Source organism: Janthinobacterium sp. SUN137, assembly GCF_030587265.1.
GTDB lineage: Bacteria > Pseudomonadota > Gammaproteobacteria > Burkholderiales > Burkholderiaceae_D > Janthinobacterium > Janthinobacterium kumbetense.
The window spans coordinates 203,764-218,352 of the sequence record NZ_JAPWHZ010000005.1 but is presented as its reverse complement, the minus strand read 5'-3'; the positions used below and the strand labels follow the sequence as shown (position 1 = coordinate 218,352).

Here is a 14,589-nt window from a genome sequence, read left to right as displayed (position 1 = left end):
TTCTTCATGCATGCGCCGCGCAGTCAATCTTCCCGCAAACAACTTCCAGCGTCGCGCTGGCGCCAGCGCCGCCTGGCGCAAGCCGAGTCGGGCCTGAGCGCCGCGCAGGAACGCCAGCTGGCCACCCTGCACGAGATTTCCACCTTGCTGGCGGGACAGCACGCCATCGATGCGCTGTGCCGCGGCTTCCTGCGCCACGTGATGCAGTTCGCGCAAGCGGAAGGGGGCACCGTGCGCATCCTCGATCCGCAGCACGATACCGTGCACATCATCGTGCACGAGGGCATTTCCGACGCCATGGTGGAAGAGGAACACTGCATCCGCAACAACGATTGCCTGTGCGGCGCGGCCGTGGCGCAGGGCGTGATCCAGATCCGCGATTTCCGCCAGGTCGATGCCTTGCAGCGCTACCGTTGCCAGGACGAAGGATTTATCGCCATCGCCGTCTTTCCCATCCTCGCGCGCGACCAGGTGGTGGGCAGTTTTTCGCTGCACTTTGCGCGCCCGCAAGCCGTGCATGCGCAGCAGCAGGGCTGGCTGGAAACGCTGGGCCAGAGCCTGGGCATCGCCATCGAAAACCAGCGCCTGATCGCGCGCGAAAAGGAATTCGCCGTGGCGCGCGAACGCAGCCTGCTGGCCGAAGGCTTGCATGACAGCATCGCGCAAAGCCTCAACTTCATCAGCCTGCAAGTGCAGATGCTCGACGATTCCGTGCGCCGGGGCCAGCTCGACGAAGCGGCCGAAGTGTTGCCGCTGATGCGCATGGGCGTCGAGCAAAGCTACCAGGACGTGCGCGAATTGCTGGTCAATTTCCGCACGCGCTGGCATGGCAGCGACCTGGAAAGCAAGCTGTCGGAAGTGCTGGCCAAGTTCGAGCTGCAGACGGGCGTCGTCGGCACCCTGGACATGAGCGGCAATGGCGCGCCGCTGGCGCCCGAGCAGCAGCTGCAGATCCTGTTCATCGTGCAGGAAGCGCTGTCGAATATCCGCAAGCACGCGCAGGCGAGCAACGTGGCGCTGCGCGTGGTCAACGGGCGCGATTTCGCGCTGCAGGTGCGTGACGATGGCGAAGGCTTCGCCGCCAACCTGCGCGACAAGAAAACGGAATTGCAGATCGGCTTGCGTATCATGCAGGAAAGAGCCGAGCGGCTCGGTGCGCAATTTGCCATCGACAGCACGCCCGGCGGCGGCACGACGATCTCGCTGGCCTTGCCGGCAGCCCGGCGCCAGGCCGCGTAACAGATGACTTATCCCTATCAGGCCACAAACATAGTGAACGCACCAATCAAAATCCTGCTGGTCGACGACCACACCTTGCTGCGCAGCGGCGTCAAGCTGCTGCTGCAGCGCAATCCTCAATTCCAGGTGGTGGGCGAGGCATCGAACGGGCTGGACGGCGTGCGCCTGACGGCCGAACTGCGGCCCGACGTGGTGCTGATGGACTTGAACATGCCCGGCGTGTCCGGCGTCGAGGCGCTGCAGCTGATCTTGCAGGACTTGCCGCAGATGGTCGTGCTGATGCTGACCGTGTCGGAAAACGCGGCCGACCTGGGCGCGGCCCTGCGCGCGGGCGCGCGCGGCTACCTGCTGAAAAATATCGAAGCCGAGCAGCTGGGCCAGGCCATTTGCCGCGCCGCCGCCGGCGAATCCGTGATCGCCGACGCCATGACGGCCAAGCTCGTGTCGCAGTTCCGCGCGGGGCAGAACGCGCCCCAGGCCGACTATGACAAGCTGACGCCGCGCGAACGCGAAGCCATGGCTTGCCTGGCGCAAGGATTGAGCAACAAGGAAATCGCGCGCCAGCTCGATGTGGCCGAAAGCACGGTGAAAATCCACGTGCAAAACATCCTCAAAAAGCTTAAGCTCAGCAGCCGCGTGCAGATCGCCGTGTATGCCGTCGAGCGCGAGTTGAGCAAATAAAGATCAAACAAAGTGCAAATAGTGCGCAAGGAATGCGCGATTGTTTGATCTGCATGGCGTTCCGGCCTAGACAACCCTAGTTCCTTTGACGTATGGCCTTGACCGTGCCTGCGCATTACACTCTTAGTCATTCGCTAATCTAATAAGAGAGTGTCATGCATAAGGTCAACGTCGATGGCTTGCTATCGAGCCAGGCTCTGTTTCGCCATATTTCCCCTTCGCAATTAGAGCAATTGCGCCAGGATGTCGTGCGCGTCGAAGTGGAAAAAGGCAAAGTGCTGTTCCGCAAGGGCGAAGTGGCGGAAGGCGCCTATGTGGTGGTCTTCGGCCTCGTCAAGCTGAGCGTGTTTTCCATGGAAGGTACCGACAAGGTACTGGAACTGATCCGCCCGGGCCAGAGTTTCGGCGAAGCCATGATTTTCCTCGATGAACCGTATCCGTTCTGCGCCGAAGCGCTCGAGCACTGCCTGCTGCTGCGCATTCCGCCGCACGCGCTGCTGCGCCTGCTGGACCAGTCGCCCCGTATCGCGCGCCAGATGATGAACAGCCTGTCGCATCACCTGATGGGTTTTATCCGCAACGTGGAGCGCTGCTCCGTGCAGAACGCCACCCAGCGCGTGGTCGAGTACCTGCTGCAAGCGTCGGACCAGCAGCGTTCGAACGAGGTCAAGCTGGACCTGAAGAAAAGTCTGCTGGCATCGTTCCTGAACCTGGCGCCCGCCACCCTGTCGCGCGTGCTGCACCAGTTGACGGACTTGCATTTGATTAAAGTCAGCGGTTCGCTGATCCAGATCCAGCCGGACGCCTTGAAAACCTACCGCCATGGTTCCGCCACGGCCATGCTGAACTAAGCACCTAACATAACCTACTGCGCGTCGCGATTTGCGGCCTCCGATGCTCACTGTGCGTCCGCACAGCTGCGCTTCTCAGCCGCAACTCACTGCCGCTCGCTACGGTTCTGTTAGGCGCTCTCAGTTTTTTCAGCAGGCAAGGTCAGCCGCCAGAACAGCAGGGCGAGCAAGCTGACCGCCGCGCCCAGCGCGCATACCCCATGCCAGCCCGCCAGCGCATACACGCTGGTGGCGGCAATCGCACCGAGTCCGCTTCCCACTGCATAAAACAGCATGTAGCACGCCACCAGGCGGCTGTGCGCGTCGCTGTCCTGCTTGAAAATCAGGCTCTGGTTCGTCACGTGGATGGCCTGGCCCGCCAGGTCCAGCGCGATGATGCCGACGAGCAAGGGCCACAGGGCCGCGCCCGCAAAGCTGAGCGGCAGCCACGCAACCAGCAGCAGCAACAGGGCTGCGCCCGTCGTCCACTGCGCGCGGCCATTATCGGCCAGCGCCCCGGCGCGCGCCGCGCCCAGCGCCCCCGCCACGCCCACCAGACCAAATGCGCCGATGGCCGCATGGCTGTAGCCTTGCGCCGTCAGGGGCAGCACCAGGGCGCTCCAGAAAATATTGAAGACGGCAAACATCAGCAGGGCCAGCGTGCCCCGCACGCGCAATACCTTGTTGTGCATCAACATCCCCGCCATCGAGGCGAGCAGGGCGCCGTAGGCCAGCCGCTGGCTGGCCGGCTGCGCCGGCGGCAGCTTGCGCCACAGCAGCAACAGCAGGGCGCAGGCGATGGCCGCCGACACAAAGTACACGGTGCGCCAGTCGGCCACATCGGCCACCACGCCGGACAGGGTGCGCGCCAACAGCAAGCCGATCACCACGCCGCCCTGCGCCATGCCGACCACGCGGCCCCGCTCGTGGCTGGCCGCCGCGCTGGCCGCATAGGCGATCAAGCCCTGCGTCATGGCCGTCCCCAGCAAGCCGACCAGGAGCATGCCGCCCAGCAAGGCGGCCGTGGAGCGGGCGCAGCCCAGCGCCGCCAGGGAGATGGCCAGCAAACCCAGCTGGAACAGGGTCAGCCGGCGCCGGTTCAGCATGTCGCCCAGGGGCACCAGCAGCAGCAGGGCCAGCGCGCAGCCGAGCTGCGTGGCCGTGATGACCATGCCGCTGGCCGCTTCCGTCATGCCGAATTCCTGCGCCAGGGTGGCGAGCAAGGGCTGGGCGTAATACACATTGGCCACGCTGAGGCCGGCCGCCGTGGCAAACAGCCAGACGAGGGAAGGGGGAAGTGAGGTGGTGAGGGGAGTCGTCGTATCGCGCATGGGCTTGTATGTAGGTGGTTTCAAATTAAAACCAGTTGGAGTCTACGCCGGGAAGTTTTAAAATGCAACCACTCAATCCTGGAGAATGCCCGTGGCCAAGCGCAAGAGCCTGAAAACCGACCCCTGTCCCGTGGCGCGCGCGCTCGACGCGATCGGCGAGCGCTGGTCGCTCCTGATCGTGCGCGACGCCTTCGACGGCATGCGCCGGTTCGGCGAGTTCCAGAAAAGCCTGGGCGTGGCGAAGAACATCCTGGCCGACCGCCTGCACACGCTGGTGGAAGAGGGCATCTTTACGGTCGCGCCCGCTTCGGACGGCACGGCTTACCAGGAATACGTGCTGACAGCCAAGGGACTGGCGCTGTTTCCCGTCGTCGTCGGTTTGCGCCAGTGGAGCGAGGCGCAATTGTTCGAAGCGGGCGAGGCGCATTCGACCTTGCTGCAGCGCGGTTCGGGCTTGCCCGTGCGCAGGATGGACGTGCTGGCGCCGGACGGCAGCGTCTTGCAGGCGGGCGATACCGTCGTGCACAAGGTGTCGCCACCATGACGCGGGTGGCTGTGCTGGGCGCCGGCATCACGGGCGTCACCACCGCTTACGCGCTGGCGAAACGGGGCGTCAATGTCACCCTGATCGAGCGCCACCGCTACGCCGCCATGGAAACGTCGTATGCGAACGGCGGGCAGTTGTCGGCCTCGCACGCGGAAGTGTGGAACCACAAGGCAACGATCTTGAACGCCCTGAAATGGATGGCGCGACGCGACGCGCCCCTGCTGCTGCATCCCTGGCCCAGCTGGCACAAGCTGAGCTGGTTTGCGCAATTCCTTGCCGCCATGCCCGCCTACGAGCGCAACACCATCGCCACGGCGCGCCTGGCGATCACTGCGCGCGCACACTTGTTTGCCTGGGCGCAGGAAGAGCATATTGATTTCGATCATCGCCGCGCCGGCATCCTGCACGTCTACCGTGACCGGCGCGGCTTCGAGCGGGCGGCCGGCGTGTCGCGCCTGCTGGCGCAGGGCGGACTGGAGCGGCGCGCCGTCACGCGGCAGGAAATGCGCGCCATCGAGCCGACCTTGCAGGGCGACTTTTACGGCGGCTACTACACGGACAGCGATTCCACGGGCGACATCCACAAATTCACCAGCGGCCTGGCCGACGCCTGCGGCCGCCTGGGCGTGGTGTGCCGCTATGGCACTGCGGTAACGGAGCTGGCGCGCGAACACGGCAAGGTGCGCGTCAGCGTGGGCGTGGGCGAGGACAGCAGCGTGTTCGACGCCGTCGTCATCTGCGCGGGCACGGCCAGCCGCGCCATGGCGGCTTCGCTGGGCGACCACGTGAATGTGTATCCCGTGAAAGGCTATTCGATCACGGTGCAGCTCGACGACGCAGCCAGCCGCGCGGCGGCGCCGAAGGTCAGCCTGCTCGACGACGCGACCAAGCTGGTCAGCAGCCGCCTGGGCGAAGACCGGCTCAGAGTGGCGGGCACGGCGGAGTTCAATGGCTTCAATGACGACATCCGCGCCGACCGCATCCGCCCGCTGGTGCGCTGGGTGGAGCAGTGTTTTCCGGGCGTCAATACGCGCAAGGTGATCCCGTGGGCGGGCTTGCGCCCCATGCTCCCGGACATGCTGCCGAAAGTGGGGCCGGGCAAGGCGCCGGGCGTGTACTACAACACGGGCCACGGCCACCTGGGCTGGACCCTGGCGGCCGCCACGGCGGAGATGGTGGCAGAGGTGCTGCTTAGTTCTTCGGCAATAAATCGCTGAGCGCGGCGCGGCCCTTGACGGTAAGGAAGGGGCCGACCTTGCTGTACGGCAGCAGAAAATCGTTTTCGCAGCCGCTGCCGTTCGAGTCTTCCCAGAACGATACGCCTTCCGGCTTCAGGGACAGGTGGAAGCGGCCGCGGCCGTCGTAATCCGTGCCCTTGCATTCGGCATCGATTTTCACGTCCTTGAACAGGGCCTGGCGCAAGCGGTCCGGCAATTCGGCCTTGTCGTCGCCATCGCTGGCGCTGGCGCCAAACCAGTTCCACACGTCCGTTTCCTGGCCCGTCTTGACGTCCCAGGTACGGAATTTGATGGAGATGCCGCTGGCGCCATAGCCTGCAGCCCAGCGGTAGAACTTGATCGTCACCCAGCGCGGCGACCAGTAGGTCGGCTCCGCATACACTTCGTCTTCCGTCGTGAACCCGTTGCGGCCCAGGTATTCGCGGCGCGTGGCATAGAAGTCGGCCAGGTCTTTTTTATTTTTTGCCAGCACGGCGCGCAGCTGCGCATTGATTTTTGTCACGCCATCGCCGGGCGCGATCAATTCCACGGTGATGGTGTCGCCCACCTGCAGGTTGCGGTATTGCCTGCCTTCGAAGGTGATCGGCTTGCTCGTCTTGGTGCTGGGAAAATCTTCCAGCGCCAGGTTGTAGGCATCGCTGGCGCAGGATGGATGCTCGCGGTCGCCCGCCGCTTCCAGCAGGGTCAGGGCCAGGGGCAGGGTCTTGCCGCTTTTCGGGTTCGCCCAGGTGCCGGTGACTTTGCCGTCTTGCGGCGCATTCAAGGACCAGGTGCCCGTTGTGTCGCCCTTGGCGTCGAGTTCCTGCCACAGCGTCTTGCCGTTCTGCTTGGCCAGCATGATCGGCGTCTTGTAGCGCGTGTAGTAATAGTTGCCGCTGCGGTCCGCGCCTTGCGTGGGGCTGGGCTGGTTGAAGCAAGCCACGATATTGGCCTTGCCCACGGTGCCCTGCCACACCCCTTGCACGGGCGGCTCGGCCGCCATGGCGGCGTGCAGGGCGGGCAGGGTCAGGCAAGCAAACAGAAAGCGGCGCATCGGTTGTTCCTCTCGTGGGCGAAGGCCGATTCTACATGGCCCCGCCCACGAGATGCCACACGTCAACTTATTTGGCGGGACGCTCCTGCGCCACCACGGCCATCGCCGCGCCCAGGTATTGCAGCATGGCCCCGTCGACGAAGCTGCCTTCCATCAGACGCGGTTCCTGCTGGTGCGCCTGGCGGAATTTCAGCTGCGTGGCCGGGTTCGTGCCCGCATACGAGCGGAACAGGTCCAGCCACTGCCGCGCCAGCTGCAGCACGGCCGGGTCGGTGGGCGGCGTGTGCGCATCCATGGCGGCGCGCACGGCGGCGATCAGGGCCGGCCACTCGCCCGAACGCCTGCCGTAGTTGGCCACCAGGTACGCATATTCCTGCTCATCGAGGAAAGGTCGATACAGCGCAATGCGCGAGGCATTGAAGGCGGCGATGATGAATTGCATCACGTCCGCATCGACGCTGGTCGTCGCTTGCATCGATGGTTCCTGCTCGTGCATGCTGTTCAGGCGCGCGAACAGGCCCGGGTGGGCGCCCGTGTCGCGCACCAGCTTGACCATCCATTCCGTGGCCAGCGCTTGTGCTTGCGCATCGCCGGGGCCGGCGCCCGCCTCCTTGACGGCGCGCACCCTCGCTACCAGTGCTTTCCATTCCTGTTCCACGGCGCTATCTGTCAGCAGCGGCAGCTGTTGCAGTTCTTCGGGACTAAAGTATTTATCGTACATGGTCATTAACTCCATAGTGGTAAGCCACTCGGTCAGTTCCGGCGCCTGCCCCTGCGCCAGTTGCGCCTGCAGGGTGCGCAGGCGTTCGCGCAAGGTGGAAGCTTGCGCGATCTGGCGTTCCAGCATGGCGATCTGCTGCGCCACGATGGAATGCAAAGGCAGGTCCGGGCCGGCGAGGGCGTTGGCGATATCGGCCAGCGACAACCCGAACTTGCGCAGCGCCATGATCCGGTGCAGCCGGTCCATGTCGCCGTGCTGGTACAGGCGGTAGCCAGCTTGCGTGCGCGCCGAGGGCGAGAGCAGACCGATGCTGTCGTAGTGGTGCAGGGTGCGGATGCTCAAGCCTGTCATCTTGGCCAGTTCACCGATTTTCAACAGCATGGGGTACTCCTTTCCGGGTGCGTGCAAGCAGAATCACACCTGACGTAACGTCAGGGTCAAGCGGAATTTTCAACTGAATCAACTGATCGTCAGCCGCTGCCGCAGTTCCTGCAGCAGGGTGCCTGTTTTCGGTGTCAGCTGGCGTGCCAGCGGCCACGCCAGGTACAGGGGCAAGCCTTGCGTGGCCAGTGCCGGCAGCACCGCCACGATGGCGCCCGTGGCCAGGTGTTCGTGCACCAGCCACGTGGCCAGCTGCGCCACGCCCAGGCCGGCCAGTACGGCGGCCGTGCGCGCTTCCGCGTCGCCCACTGTCATGCGGGGAGACGCCAGGCGGTGCTCGACCTGCCCGCCCGTGGCGCCGTCAGGGAAGACCCACGGCATGGGCGAACCGTCGCCGCGTCCGTAGGCGATGCAGTCGTGGCCATCCAGATCCGCGATGGACGCGGGCGTGCCGCGCCGCGCCAGGTAGCTGGGCGCGGCGCACAGGATCAGCTGTTCGTCGCCCAGGTGCATCTGCCCCAGCGCGGCCGGCCAGTGCGAGGGCGCGCCGATGCGCACGGCGATGTCGATGCGCTCCTCGAACAGGTCGACGAAGCGGTCGCTGAAGGCGATCGACGGCTGCAGGCGGGGATACTGCGCGCACAGTTCCAGCAGCGCCGGCATCACGCGCAGGCGCCCGTACGAGGCGGGTACGCCGATGCGCACCTTGCCCGCCAGCTCCGTCGCGTGTTCGGCCAGCACGTCTTCCGCATCCATCAGTTCCTGCAGCACGCGCTTGCAGGTGGCGTAGTAGGCGCGGCCCGCGTCGCTCAGTTTCAGCCGGCGCGTGCTGCGCTCGAACAGCAGCACGCCCAGCCGTTCTTCCAGCCGCGCCACGCTCTTGCTGACGGCCGAGCTGCTCAGGTGCAGGCGCTCGGCCGCCCTGGTAAAACTGCCCGCGTCGGCCGTGGCGAGAAACGGTGTGAGGCCCTTGAGATGTTCCGATGAAAACATGATCCGCGAATTTTATTCATGAATAAAGGGAAATAGTATCGCGAATAAGAATTGATGTCGCGGATATGATGTTTTTTCTTTCGGAGGCTTTCTCTCATGCAAAAACACGCTCTCATCATCGGCGCCAGCGGCGTCATCGGCAGCAACCTGGCCAAGCACTTGCTGGCGCAGGGTTGGCAAGTGACGGGCGTCTCGCGCGGCCGCACGCCCGTGCCGGCAGGCTGCACTTCCCTGCAATTGGATGCCACGGATGGCGCGGCAGTAAACGCCGCCCTGGCGGGCCTGGACGCCAGCCACGTCTTTTTCACGGCCTGGGCACGTCAGGCAAACGAGCAGGAAAACATCCGCGTCAATGGCGCCATGGTGGCCAAAGTGCTGGCCGCGCTGGGACCGGCCGGCCACTTGCGCCATGCGGCGCTGGTCACTGGCCTCAAGCATTACCTGGGGCCGTTCGATGCGTATGGCAAGGGCAGCGTGCCCGTCACGCCATTTCGCGAAGAGCAGGGCCGGCAAGCGGTCGAGAATTTCTACTATGCTCAGGAAGACCGGCTGTTTGAAGCGGCCGCGCAATACGGATTTACGTGGAGCGTGCACCGCCCGCACACCATCATCGGCTACGCGCTGGGCAATGCCATGAACATGGGCCTGACCCTGGCCGTGTATGCGAATTTGTGCAAGGCCGGCGGCCAGCCCTTCGTCTTTCCCGGTTCGCCCGCGCAATGGCACGGCTTGTCCGACATGACGGACGCGGGCCAGATCGCGCGCCACCTGGCGTGGGCGGCCGACAGCCCGGCCGCGCGCAACGAGGATTTCAATATCGTCAATGGCGACGTCTTCCGCTGGAAGTGGCTGTGGCCGCGCCTGGCCGCCTATTTCGGCGTCGCGGCGGCCGGTCTGCCCGAGGTGATGGCGCCGCTGGGCGGGCGCATGCAGGATGCCCCCGCCCAGTGGCGCGCCATCGCGCAGCAGCATGATCTGGCCGAGCTGGATGTCGGCCGCCTCGCTTCCTGGTGGCATACGGATGCCGACCTGGGCCGGCCGATGGAAGTGATGACGGACATGGGCAAGAGCCGCAAGGCCGGCTTCCCCGATTACCAGGATACGCAAGACGCCTTCTTCAACCTGTTCGAGAAGTTGAAGGCGGAGCGCGTCATTCCGCGCTGACGGACTCCGTGGCAGCCGGTGGCGGGGCTGCCGCCGCTGCCGCCGCATTTGCCGCATTTACTTTATGCTGCTGCGCCCGCTGCCATTCCAGGCCCGGGCGGTCGACGCGAAATTGCAGCAGCCGTCCCTGCACCACTTCCGTCACGTACGCCGTGCGGCCATCGGGGCCGCCGAAGGTGATGTTACTCGGCTTGGCGCCGGGCACGCTGATCTCGCGCAAGATGCGGCCCTGCGGCGATAGTTTGACCACGCTGCCCTTGCCGTAGCGCGTCACGTACAGGTTGCCGTCGACGTCCACGCGCATGCCATCCATGCCGAAATCGTCGAACTTGATCAGCAAACGCTTGCCGCTCAGGCTGCCGTCCGCGGCGATGTCGTACATCCAGATATTGCGCTGCACGCTTTCATTCACATACAAGATCTTGCCGTCGGGGCTGACCTCGATGCCATTGGCCGTGCCCATGGTGTCGAGCGCCAGGGTCACCGCGCCGTCTTGCGCGATGCGCCACACGCGGCCCGTGTTTTCCTTCCAGTTCGGGTCGCTCGCATACAGCACGTCGTCGGCCGTGATGGCGATGTCGTTCGGCTGCGTCATGCGCGGTTCGCGCGCGTGGATGGTGAGCGCGCGCGTGGCCGGGTCGACCAGGTAAATCGTGTGTTCCATGTAGTCGGCCAAATACATCTGCCCACGGCTGCCGAAGCGGATGCCGTTGGCGATGCTGGTGCCGGGCAGGGTCAGGTACACCTCGCCCATGCCGCCGGGGCTGACCTTGCCGATGGTTTGCTGGCGCGCAAAGTTGACGGCATAGATATTGCCATCCGCATCCACGGCCGGGCCTTCGATGCCCTTGGTGAAGGAGTGCGCGGGCGTCAGGATGGTGGCGAGGAACAGCGTTTCGTGCGCGGGCGGGCTGGCGCAGGCGGACAGGTTGGCCAGCGCGGCGGCCAGCACGGCCGTGCGCAGCGACGGCAGGGCGTATCGGGAATGGGGCATCGGGTGTTCTCTGTATGGCAAAGGTGGCGTATGTTACCCGACGCGCGCCGACGCAGGCGCCTGGCTAGGTTGCCACCTAGGCCGCCACCACGACGAGGTCGGGGAAGTCGTCCTGCCAGCCGTCCCATTCGTCTTGCAGATGGGCATGCATGCCGGCCCGGTCTTGCGCCTGATCAAAGGTGTCGGCGCTGGCCAGCAGGAAGCGGGCGATGGCGCGCAGGGTGGCCGGGTCGGCGTGGATGGTCACGTCGGAGCAGGGCAGGGGCCGCTCGGCGGCGGCGTCCTGCAGATAGCAGTGCAGCGATAAATGTGTGCTCATGGGTGTCGGTGGCTGATATAGGCGCCCAGCATGGCGTGTGCGTTCAGTGCGGTGCGGGCGGCGTCCAGTTCCTCGGGTGGCAGATACCAGAAAGTCAAGCCGGCATGCTCTTCGCAGCGGCCATACGCCAGCATCGCGTCGCGCAGCGCTTGCCGGCGCTCTGGCGGCAGCGCATCCAGTCTGGCTTGCGTGAAACCATTGATCGGATATACATCGCGCAGGTGCGAATCTTGCAGCCCGCGCCGCTTGATGGCGGCCCAGTTATTTGCGGGGCAAGGAGTGCCAAAGGTCATCGGATGGGCTTCATCGATCTGCCGGTAGCCGAGTGCGTAGCCGGTGCCATAGCCCTGCGTTTCAGCGTAGCAGTACACATATTCGCAATGCTCAAACAGGCCGGGTATGGCCCGGGCACCGTCGAACAACGGCATCAGCGCAAGCTTGCTGGCGCGTATGGACAGAACCAGCTCCGAGCCCGATGAATACATGGCCTGCGCGTCGCAGTTGACGGCCTCGTCAGCTTCGTCGGGCGGCACGAGACGCGGCGAAAGCAGTCCGATGCCGTCGGTCTCTGGCGCGAACAGCATCTTCTCGTAATTTCGCTGTGAGAACTTGACGATCTTGCCGCGCTTGTTGCCGTAGCGCTCGACGGGTTCGCCGATGTGCGCGAACCAGGCGAACAGCTGCGCGCTGGCCGCGGCGGCAATGAAGGGGGTATTTTTCTTGAATTCGCCAACGAGGAAGTGATATTGGTCCATGTGTCGCCAGAGTGAATGGGTAACGCGCATGATGCCATGTGCGGGAGCGTGCGGCTAGCGCGCACGCGAGGAATGGCGCAGGTCTGGATGCACGGTAACGTAGCAGGACGGGCGGAATGGAAAAAGATGCGCGACAGGACGGCGCAATGGCCGGGTTGAGGCGTATGATGGAAATACGGATGTGGTTGCCGCAATGCAGTGCGACCGGCATGGGCCGCACGTCTTGCAGGTTTTTTTCGTGGTTTTGGCAGTACTGACAACGAGGAGACATCATGGACAAACCCGAATTCATCCTGGCCGCCAAGGCCATGGAAACCCTTGAGATGTATCAAACGTTTTACGGGCACTCCAGCGAATACCAGGCGCACCAGCAGGAAGTATTGAAACTGCTGCGCCACAAGGGTGCCTCCCTGCTGGTGTCGGACCATGGCCCGGCGAAGTTCTTGCTGGCGTTTGCCGATGCGCTGGAGGTGGCCAGCTTGCCGGGGGAATACGTGCCGTTGAGCCGGCGGTAGGGCGGGCGCTGCCTGTCAGCCGCGTGTGTCGTTGAGAAAAGAGCGAGCACCATGGCGCAGCAGGCAAAGTGATTCTTCATCCATGCTCCCTGGCAAGTGCAGTGGTAATTTTTTTGTATCTTGTTTGTGACGATGTGTGAGTATGTTGCTGCCTATTTGGTGCACACTTTGCGGCATGTCAATCCGGGAGTGTCGCCATGATCAGGTCACGCAGCTTGCCGCCACGCTTGTTGGGAGCAGGTTTCCGTGGATTTTCCTTGCTGCCGCTGGCCATCTCATTTGTCGTGCTGGTGTGCCTGTCGCTCCTGGCGATCCAGTTCTGGATGACCTTGCGCGCACGGGAAGTGCAGCTGAGTGAGGCGGCCCGCGAAAGCGCCAATCTGGCGCAATCTGTTGCGCAGCATGCCTATGACACCATCAAGGAAGCCGATACGGTGCTGGTCGGACTGGTGGAGCGGGTGGAAACAGACGGTGTTTCCGATAGCGAATTGGCCCGCATGCACAAATTGCTGGTCGCCCGTGTCGCCGAGCTGCGCCAGTTACACGGCATCTTCATCTATGCGAGGGATGGCAGCTGGCTCGTGAATTCGCAGAAAACGCTGTTGAGCAATCTGAATAATTCTGATCGAGATTATTTCAACTACCATCGAACGCATGAGGACAGGGGGCCCTATGTCGGGCCTCCCGTGCGCAGCAAATCAACGGGGCAATGGATAGTCACGGTATCGCGGCGAATCAATATGCCCGACGGAAGTTTCGGCGGCGTGGCGCTGGCGACCATCGACATGAATTATTTCAGGCTGTTTTATGAACGCTTTTCGATAGGGAAAAAAGGCGCCATTTTCATTGCGAATGGAAAAGGCATTCTTTTATTGCGAAGGCCTTTCGATGAAAGCCTGTTGGGACGCGATATTTCGCAATTCCCCGTGTTCCACGATTATTTGCCCAAAAGTCCCGTTGGCACGGCCGTGATCAAGTCGGGCGTCGATGGCGTGACGCGTATCAATAGCTATCGAAGGGTCGAGGAATATCCGCTGGTGGTCTCTGCCGCACTGTCACAGGATGAAGTCCTCGCTTCGTGGCGTCTCGACACGATTTTACAGAACGCGGTGGGTGGCGTGCTGGTGCTGCTGATTGCCTTCATCGGATACCGCGTGGTGCGGCAAATCGATTTGCGGGTCAAGAGCGAGGCTGGATTGCTCGAGGCGCGCAATGAGCTGGAATTGATCAATGAAACCCTGGCCCGCCTTGCCAACCAGGATGGATTGACGGGGCTGGCGAACCGGCGCCACTTCGACCAGTCGCTGCTTGCCGAGTTCAGCCGTGCACAGCGTGAAGACGGCTCGCTTGCGCTGGTGTTGATCGATGTCGACTTCTTCAAGCAATACAACGATATCTATGGCCATGTGGCCGGCGACGAGTGCCTGAGAAAAATCGGCAAAGTGGTCGGCTACAGCATGCGCCGGCCGGGCGACCTGGCGGCACGCTATGGTGGCGAGGAAATGGTCATTTTATTGCCTGGAACGGATTTGCCGGGCGCCCTGGCGGTGGCGGAAGGCGTTCGCCAGGCAGCGCAATCGCTGGGCGTCGAGCATCGGGGCAATCCCCTTGGCGTGGTGACGGTCAGCGTCGGCGTGGCGGCTTTCATGCCGACGCACCTGGAAAACCAGGCGGTCGAACTGGTTGAACTTGCTGATACGGCACTGTACAAGGCCAAGGCATCCGGCAGAAATCAAGTCTGTTATGCCTCGCCTTGCGAACCTGCCGAGCGGGCCGCGACTGCTTTTGCGTTTCGATAGCGATTGCTGACGGCGGAGGGCGGGGCGCGTGCGCCAGGCTGATCCATGT

At 63.7% G+C, this 14,589-nt stretch carries 15 protein-coding genes; 8 read left to right on the top strand and 7 right to left on the bottom strand.

Annotated features, from left to right (window positions below; translation table 11 throughout):
• The first annotated feature begins 6 nt into the window (after positions 1 to 6).
• The 3 genes from O3298_RS25025 to O3298_RS25015 all read left to right on the top strand — a co-directional run bounded on the left by O3298_RS25025 (position 7) and on the right by O3298_RS25015 (position 2,771).
• Positions 7 to 1,239 carry a GAF domain-containing protein gene (locus O3298_RS25025; RefSeq protein WP_099665170.1) on the top strand — a complete coding sequence of 411 codons (1,233 nt, stop codon included), beginning with the start codon at positions 7 to 9 and terminating at the stop codon, positions 1,237 to 1,239.
• Between the two features lie 3 nt (positions 1,240 to 1,242).
• On the top strand, positions 1,243 to 1,920 hold the full coding sequence (locus tag O3298_RS25020; RefSeq protein ID WP_170846465.1) for a response regulator: 678 nt from the start codon (positions 1,243 to 1,245) through the stop codon (positions 1,918 to 1,920).
• 155 nt (positions 1,921 to 2,075) lie between these two features.
• A complete protein-coding gene (locus tag O3298_RS25015) occupies positions 2,076 to 2,771 on the top strand; it encodes a Crp/Fnr family transcriptional regulator (protein WP_034759676.1) in 696 nt (231 codons plus the stop codon).
• Positions 2,772 to 2,881: 110 nt separating this feature from the next.
• Here the strand turns inward: O3298_RS25015 and O3298_RS25010 are convergent, their stop codons facing one another.
• Positions 2,882 to 4,081 carry an MFS transporter gene (locus O3298_RS25010; RefSeq protein WP_305060957.1) on the bottom strand — a complete coding sequence of 400 codons (1,200 nt, stop codon included), beginning with the start codon at positions 4,079 to 4,081 and terminating at the stop codon, positions 2,882 to 2,884.
• A 91-nt stretch (positions 4,082 to 4,172) separates the two neighbouring features.
• Between O3298_RS25010 and O3298_RS25005 the strand changes: the two genes are divergently transcribed.
• Together O3298_RS25005 and O3298_RS25000 are read left to right on the top strand one after the other, a co-directional pair.
• A complete protein-coding gene (locus O3298_RS25005; RefSeq protein ID WP_305060803.1) occupies positions 4,173 to 4,625 on the top strand; it encodes a helix-turn-helix domain-containing protein in 453 nt (150 codons plus the stop codon).
• The gene (locus O3298_RS25000) at positions 4,622 to 5,845 is read left to right on the top strand and encodes a D-amino acid dehydrogenase (RefSeq protein WP_305060802.1); all 1,224 of its coding nucleotides are present in this window, start codon (positions 4,622 to 4,624) and stop codon (positions 5,843 to 5,845) included. Before O3298_RS25005 ends, O3298_RS25000 begins: the two co-directional genes overlap by 4 nt.
• On the opposite strand, the gene O3298_RS24995 is transcribed toward O3298_RS25000, so the two are convergent.
• From O3298_RS24995 to O3298_RS24985, 3 genes are all read right to left on the bottom strand, one after another.
• A complete protein-coding gene (locus tag O3298_RS24995) occupies positions 5,820 to 6,899 on the bottom strand; it encodes a hypothetical protein (RefSeq protein WP_305060801.1) in 1,080 nt (359 codons plus the stop codon). The genes O3298_RS25000 and O3298_RS24995 overlap by 26 nt on opposite strands.
• Before the next feature lie 67 nt (positions 6,900 to 6,966).
• Positions 6,967 to 8,001 (bottom strand): MerR family transcriptional regulator, encoded by a 1,035-nt coding sequence (locus O3298_RS24990; RefSeq protein WP_305060800.1) that lies wholly within the window; start codon positions 7,999 to 8,001, stop codon positions 6,967 to 6,969.
• 78 nt (positions 8,002 to 8,079) lie between these two features.
• A complete protein-coding gene (locus O3298_RS24985; protein ID WP_305060799.1) occupies positions 8,080 to 8,994 on the bottom strand; it encodes a LysR family transcriptional regulator in 915 nt (304 codons plus the stop codon).
• Between the two features lie 96 nt (positions 8,995 to 9,090).
• Here O3298_RS24985 and O3298_RS24980 point away from each other — a divergent pair, with 96 nt between their 5' ends.
• Positions 9,091 to 10,158 (top strand): SDR family oxidoreductase, encoded by a 1,068-nt coding sequence (locus O3298_RS24980; RefSeq protein ID WP_305060798.1) that lies wholly within the window; start codon positions 9,091 to 9,093, stop codon positions 10,156 to 10,158.
• Here the strand turns inward: O3298_RS24980 and O3298_RS24975 are convergent.
• The 3 genes from O3298_RS24975 to O3298_RS24965 form a co-directional block, all read right to left on the bottom strand.
• Positions 10,145 to 11,152, bottom strand: a complete 1,008-nt coding sequence (locus tag O3298_RS24975) for an SMP-30/gluconolactonase/LRE family protein (RefSeq protein WP_305060797.1) — start codon at positions 11,150 to 11,152, stop codon at positions 10,145 to 10,147. The two genes, O3298_RS24980 and O3298_RS24975, sit on opposite strands and share 14 nt — an antisense overlap.
• A 76-nt stretch (positions 11,153 to 11,228) precedes the next feature.
• On the bottom strand, positions 11,229 to 11,471 hold the full coding sequence (locus O3298_RS24970; RefSeq protein WP_305060796.1) for a hypothetical protein: 243 nt from the start codon (positions 11,469 to 11,471) through the stop codon (positions 11,229 to 11,231).
• Entirely contained in the window at positions 11,468 to 12,226 is a 759-nt protein-coding gene (locus O3298_RS24965) for a hypothetical protein (protein ID WP_289899973.1), read from the bottom strand. The genes O3298_RS24970 and O3298_RS24965 overlap by 4 nt, the downstream gene beginning before the upstream one ends.
• Before the next feature lie 272 nt (positions 12,227 to 12,498).
• On the opposite strand from O3298_RS24965, the gene O3298_RS24960 reads away from it, so the two are divergent.
• Together O3298_RS24960 and O3298_RS24955 are read left to right on the top strand one after the other, a co-directional pair.
• Positions 12,499 to 12,741 (top strand): hypothetical protein, encoded by a 243-nt coding sequence (locus tag O3298_RS24960; RefSeq protein ID WP_099665161.1) that lies wholly within the window; start codon positions 12,499 to 12,501, stop codon positions 12,739 to 12,741.
• A 197-nt stretch (positions 12,742 to 12,938) separates the two neighbouring features.
• Complete coding sequence (locus O3298_RS24955) at positions 12,939 to 14,540, top strand: sensor domain-containing diguanylate cyclase (RefSeq protein ID WP_305060795.1); 1,602 nt, start codon at positions 12,939 to 12,941, stop codon at positions 14,538 to 14,540.
• Positions 14,541 to 14,589: the final 49 nt, after the last annotated feature.

Coding starts and splice junctions, on each gene's coding strand:
- O3298_RS25025 (WP_099665170.1), top strand. CDS start 7: ATGCATGCGCCGCGCAGTCAATCTTCCCGCAAACAACTTCCAGCGTCG.
- O3298_RS25020 (WP_170846465.1), top strand. CDS start 1,243: ATGACTTATCCCTATCAGGCCACAAACATAGTGAACGCACCAATCAAA.
- O3298_RS25015 (WP_034759676.1), top strand. CDS start 2,076: ATGCATAAGGTCAACGTCGATGGCTTGCTATCGAGCCAGGCTCTGTTT.
- O3298_RS25010 (WP_305060957.1), bottom strand. CDS start 4,081: ATGCGCGATACGACGACTCCCCTCACCACCTCACTTCCCCCTTCCCTC.
- O3298_RS25000 (WP_305060802.1), top strand. CDS start 4,622: ATGACGCGGGTGGCTGTGCTGGGCGCCGGCATCACGGGCGTCACCACC.
- O3298_RS24995 (WP_305060801.1), bottom strand. CDS start 6,899: ATGCGCCGCTTTCTGTTTGCTTGCCTGACCCTGCCCGCCCTGCACGCC.
- O3298_RS24990 (WP_305060800.1), bottom strand. CDS start 8,001: ATGCTGTTGAAAATCGGTGAACTGGCCAAGATGACAGGCTTGAGCATC.
- O3298_RS24985 (WP_305060799.1), bottom strand. CDS start 8,994: ATGTTTTCATCGGAACATCTCAAGGGCCTCACACCGTTTCTCGCCACG.
- O3298_RS24980 (WP_305060798.1), top strand. CDS start 9,091: ATGCAAAAACACGCTCTCATCATCGGCGCCAGCGGCGTCATCGGCAGC.
- O3298_RS24975 (WP_305060797.1), bottom strand. CDS start 11,152: ATGCCCCATTCCCGATACGCCCTGCCGTCGCTGCGCACGGCCGTGCTG.
- O3298_RS24970 (WP_305060796.1), bottom strand. CDS start 11,471: ATGAGCACACATTTATCGCTGCACTGCTATCTGCAGGACGCCGCCGCC.
- O3298_RS24965 (WP_289899973.1), bottom strand. CDS start 12,226: ATGGACCAATATCACTTCCTCGTTGGCGAATTCAAGAAAAATACCCCC.
- O3298_RS24960 (WP_099665161.1), top strand. CDS start 12,499: ATGGACAAACCCGAATTCATCCTGGCCGCCAAGGCCATGGAAACCCTT.
- O3298_RS24955 (WP_305060795.1), top strand. CDS start 12,939: ATGATCAGGTCACGCAGCTTGCCGCCACGCTTGTTGGGAGCAGGTTTC.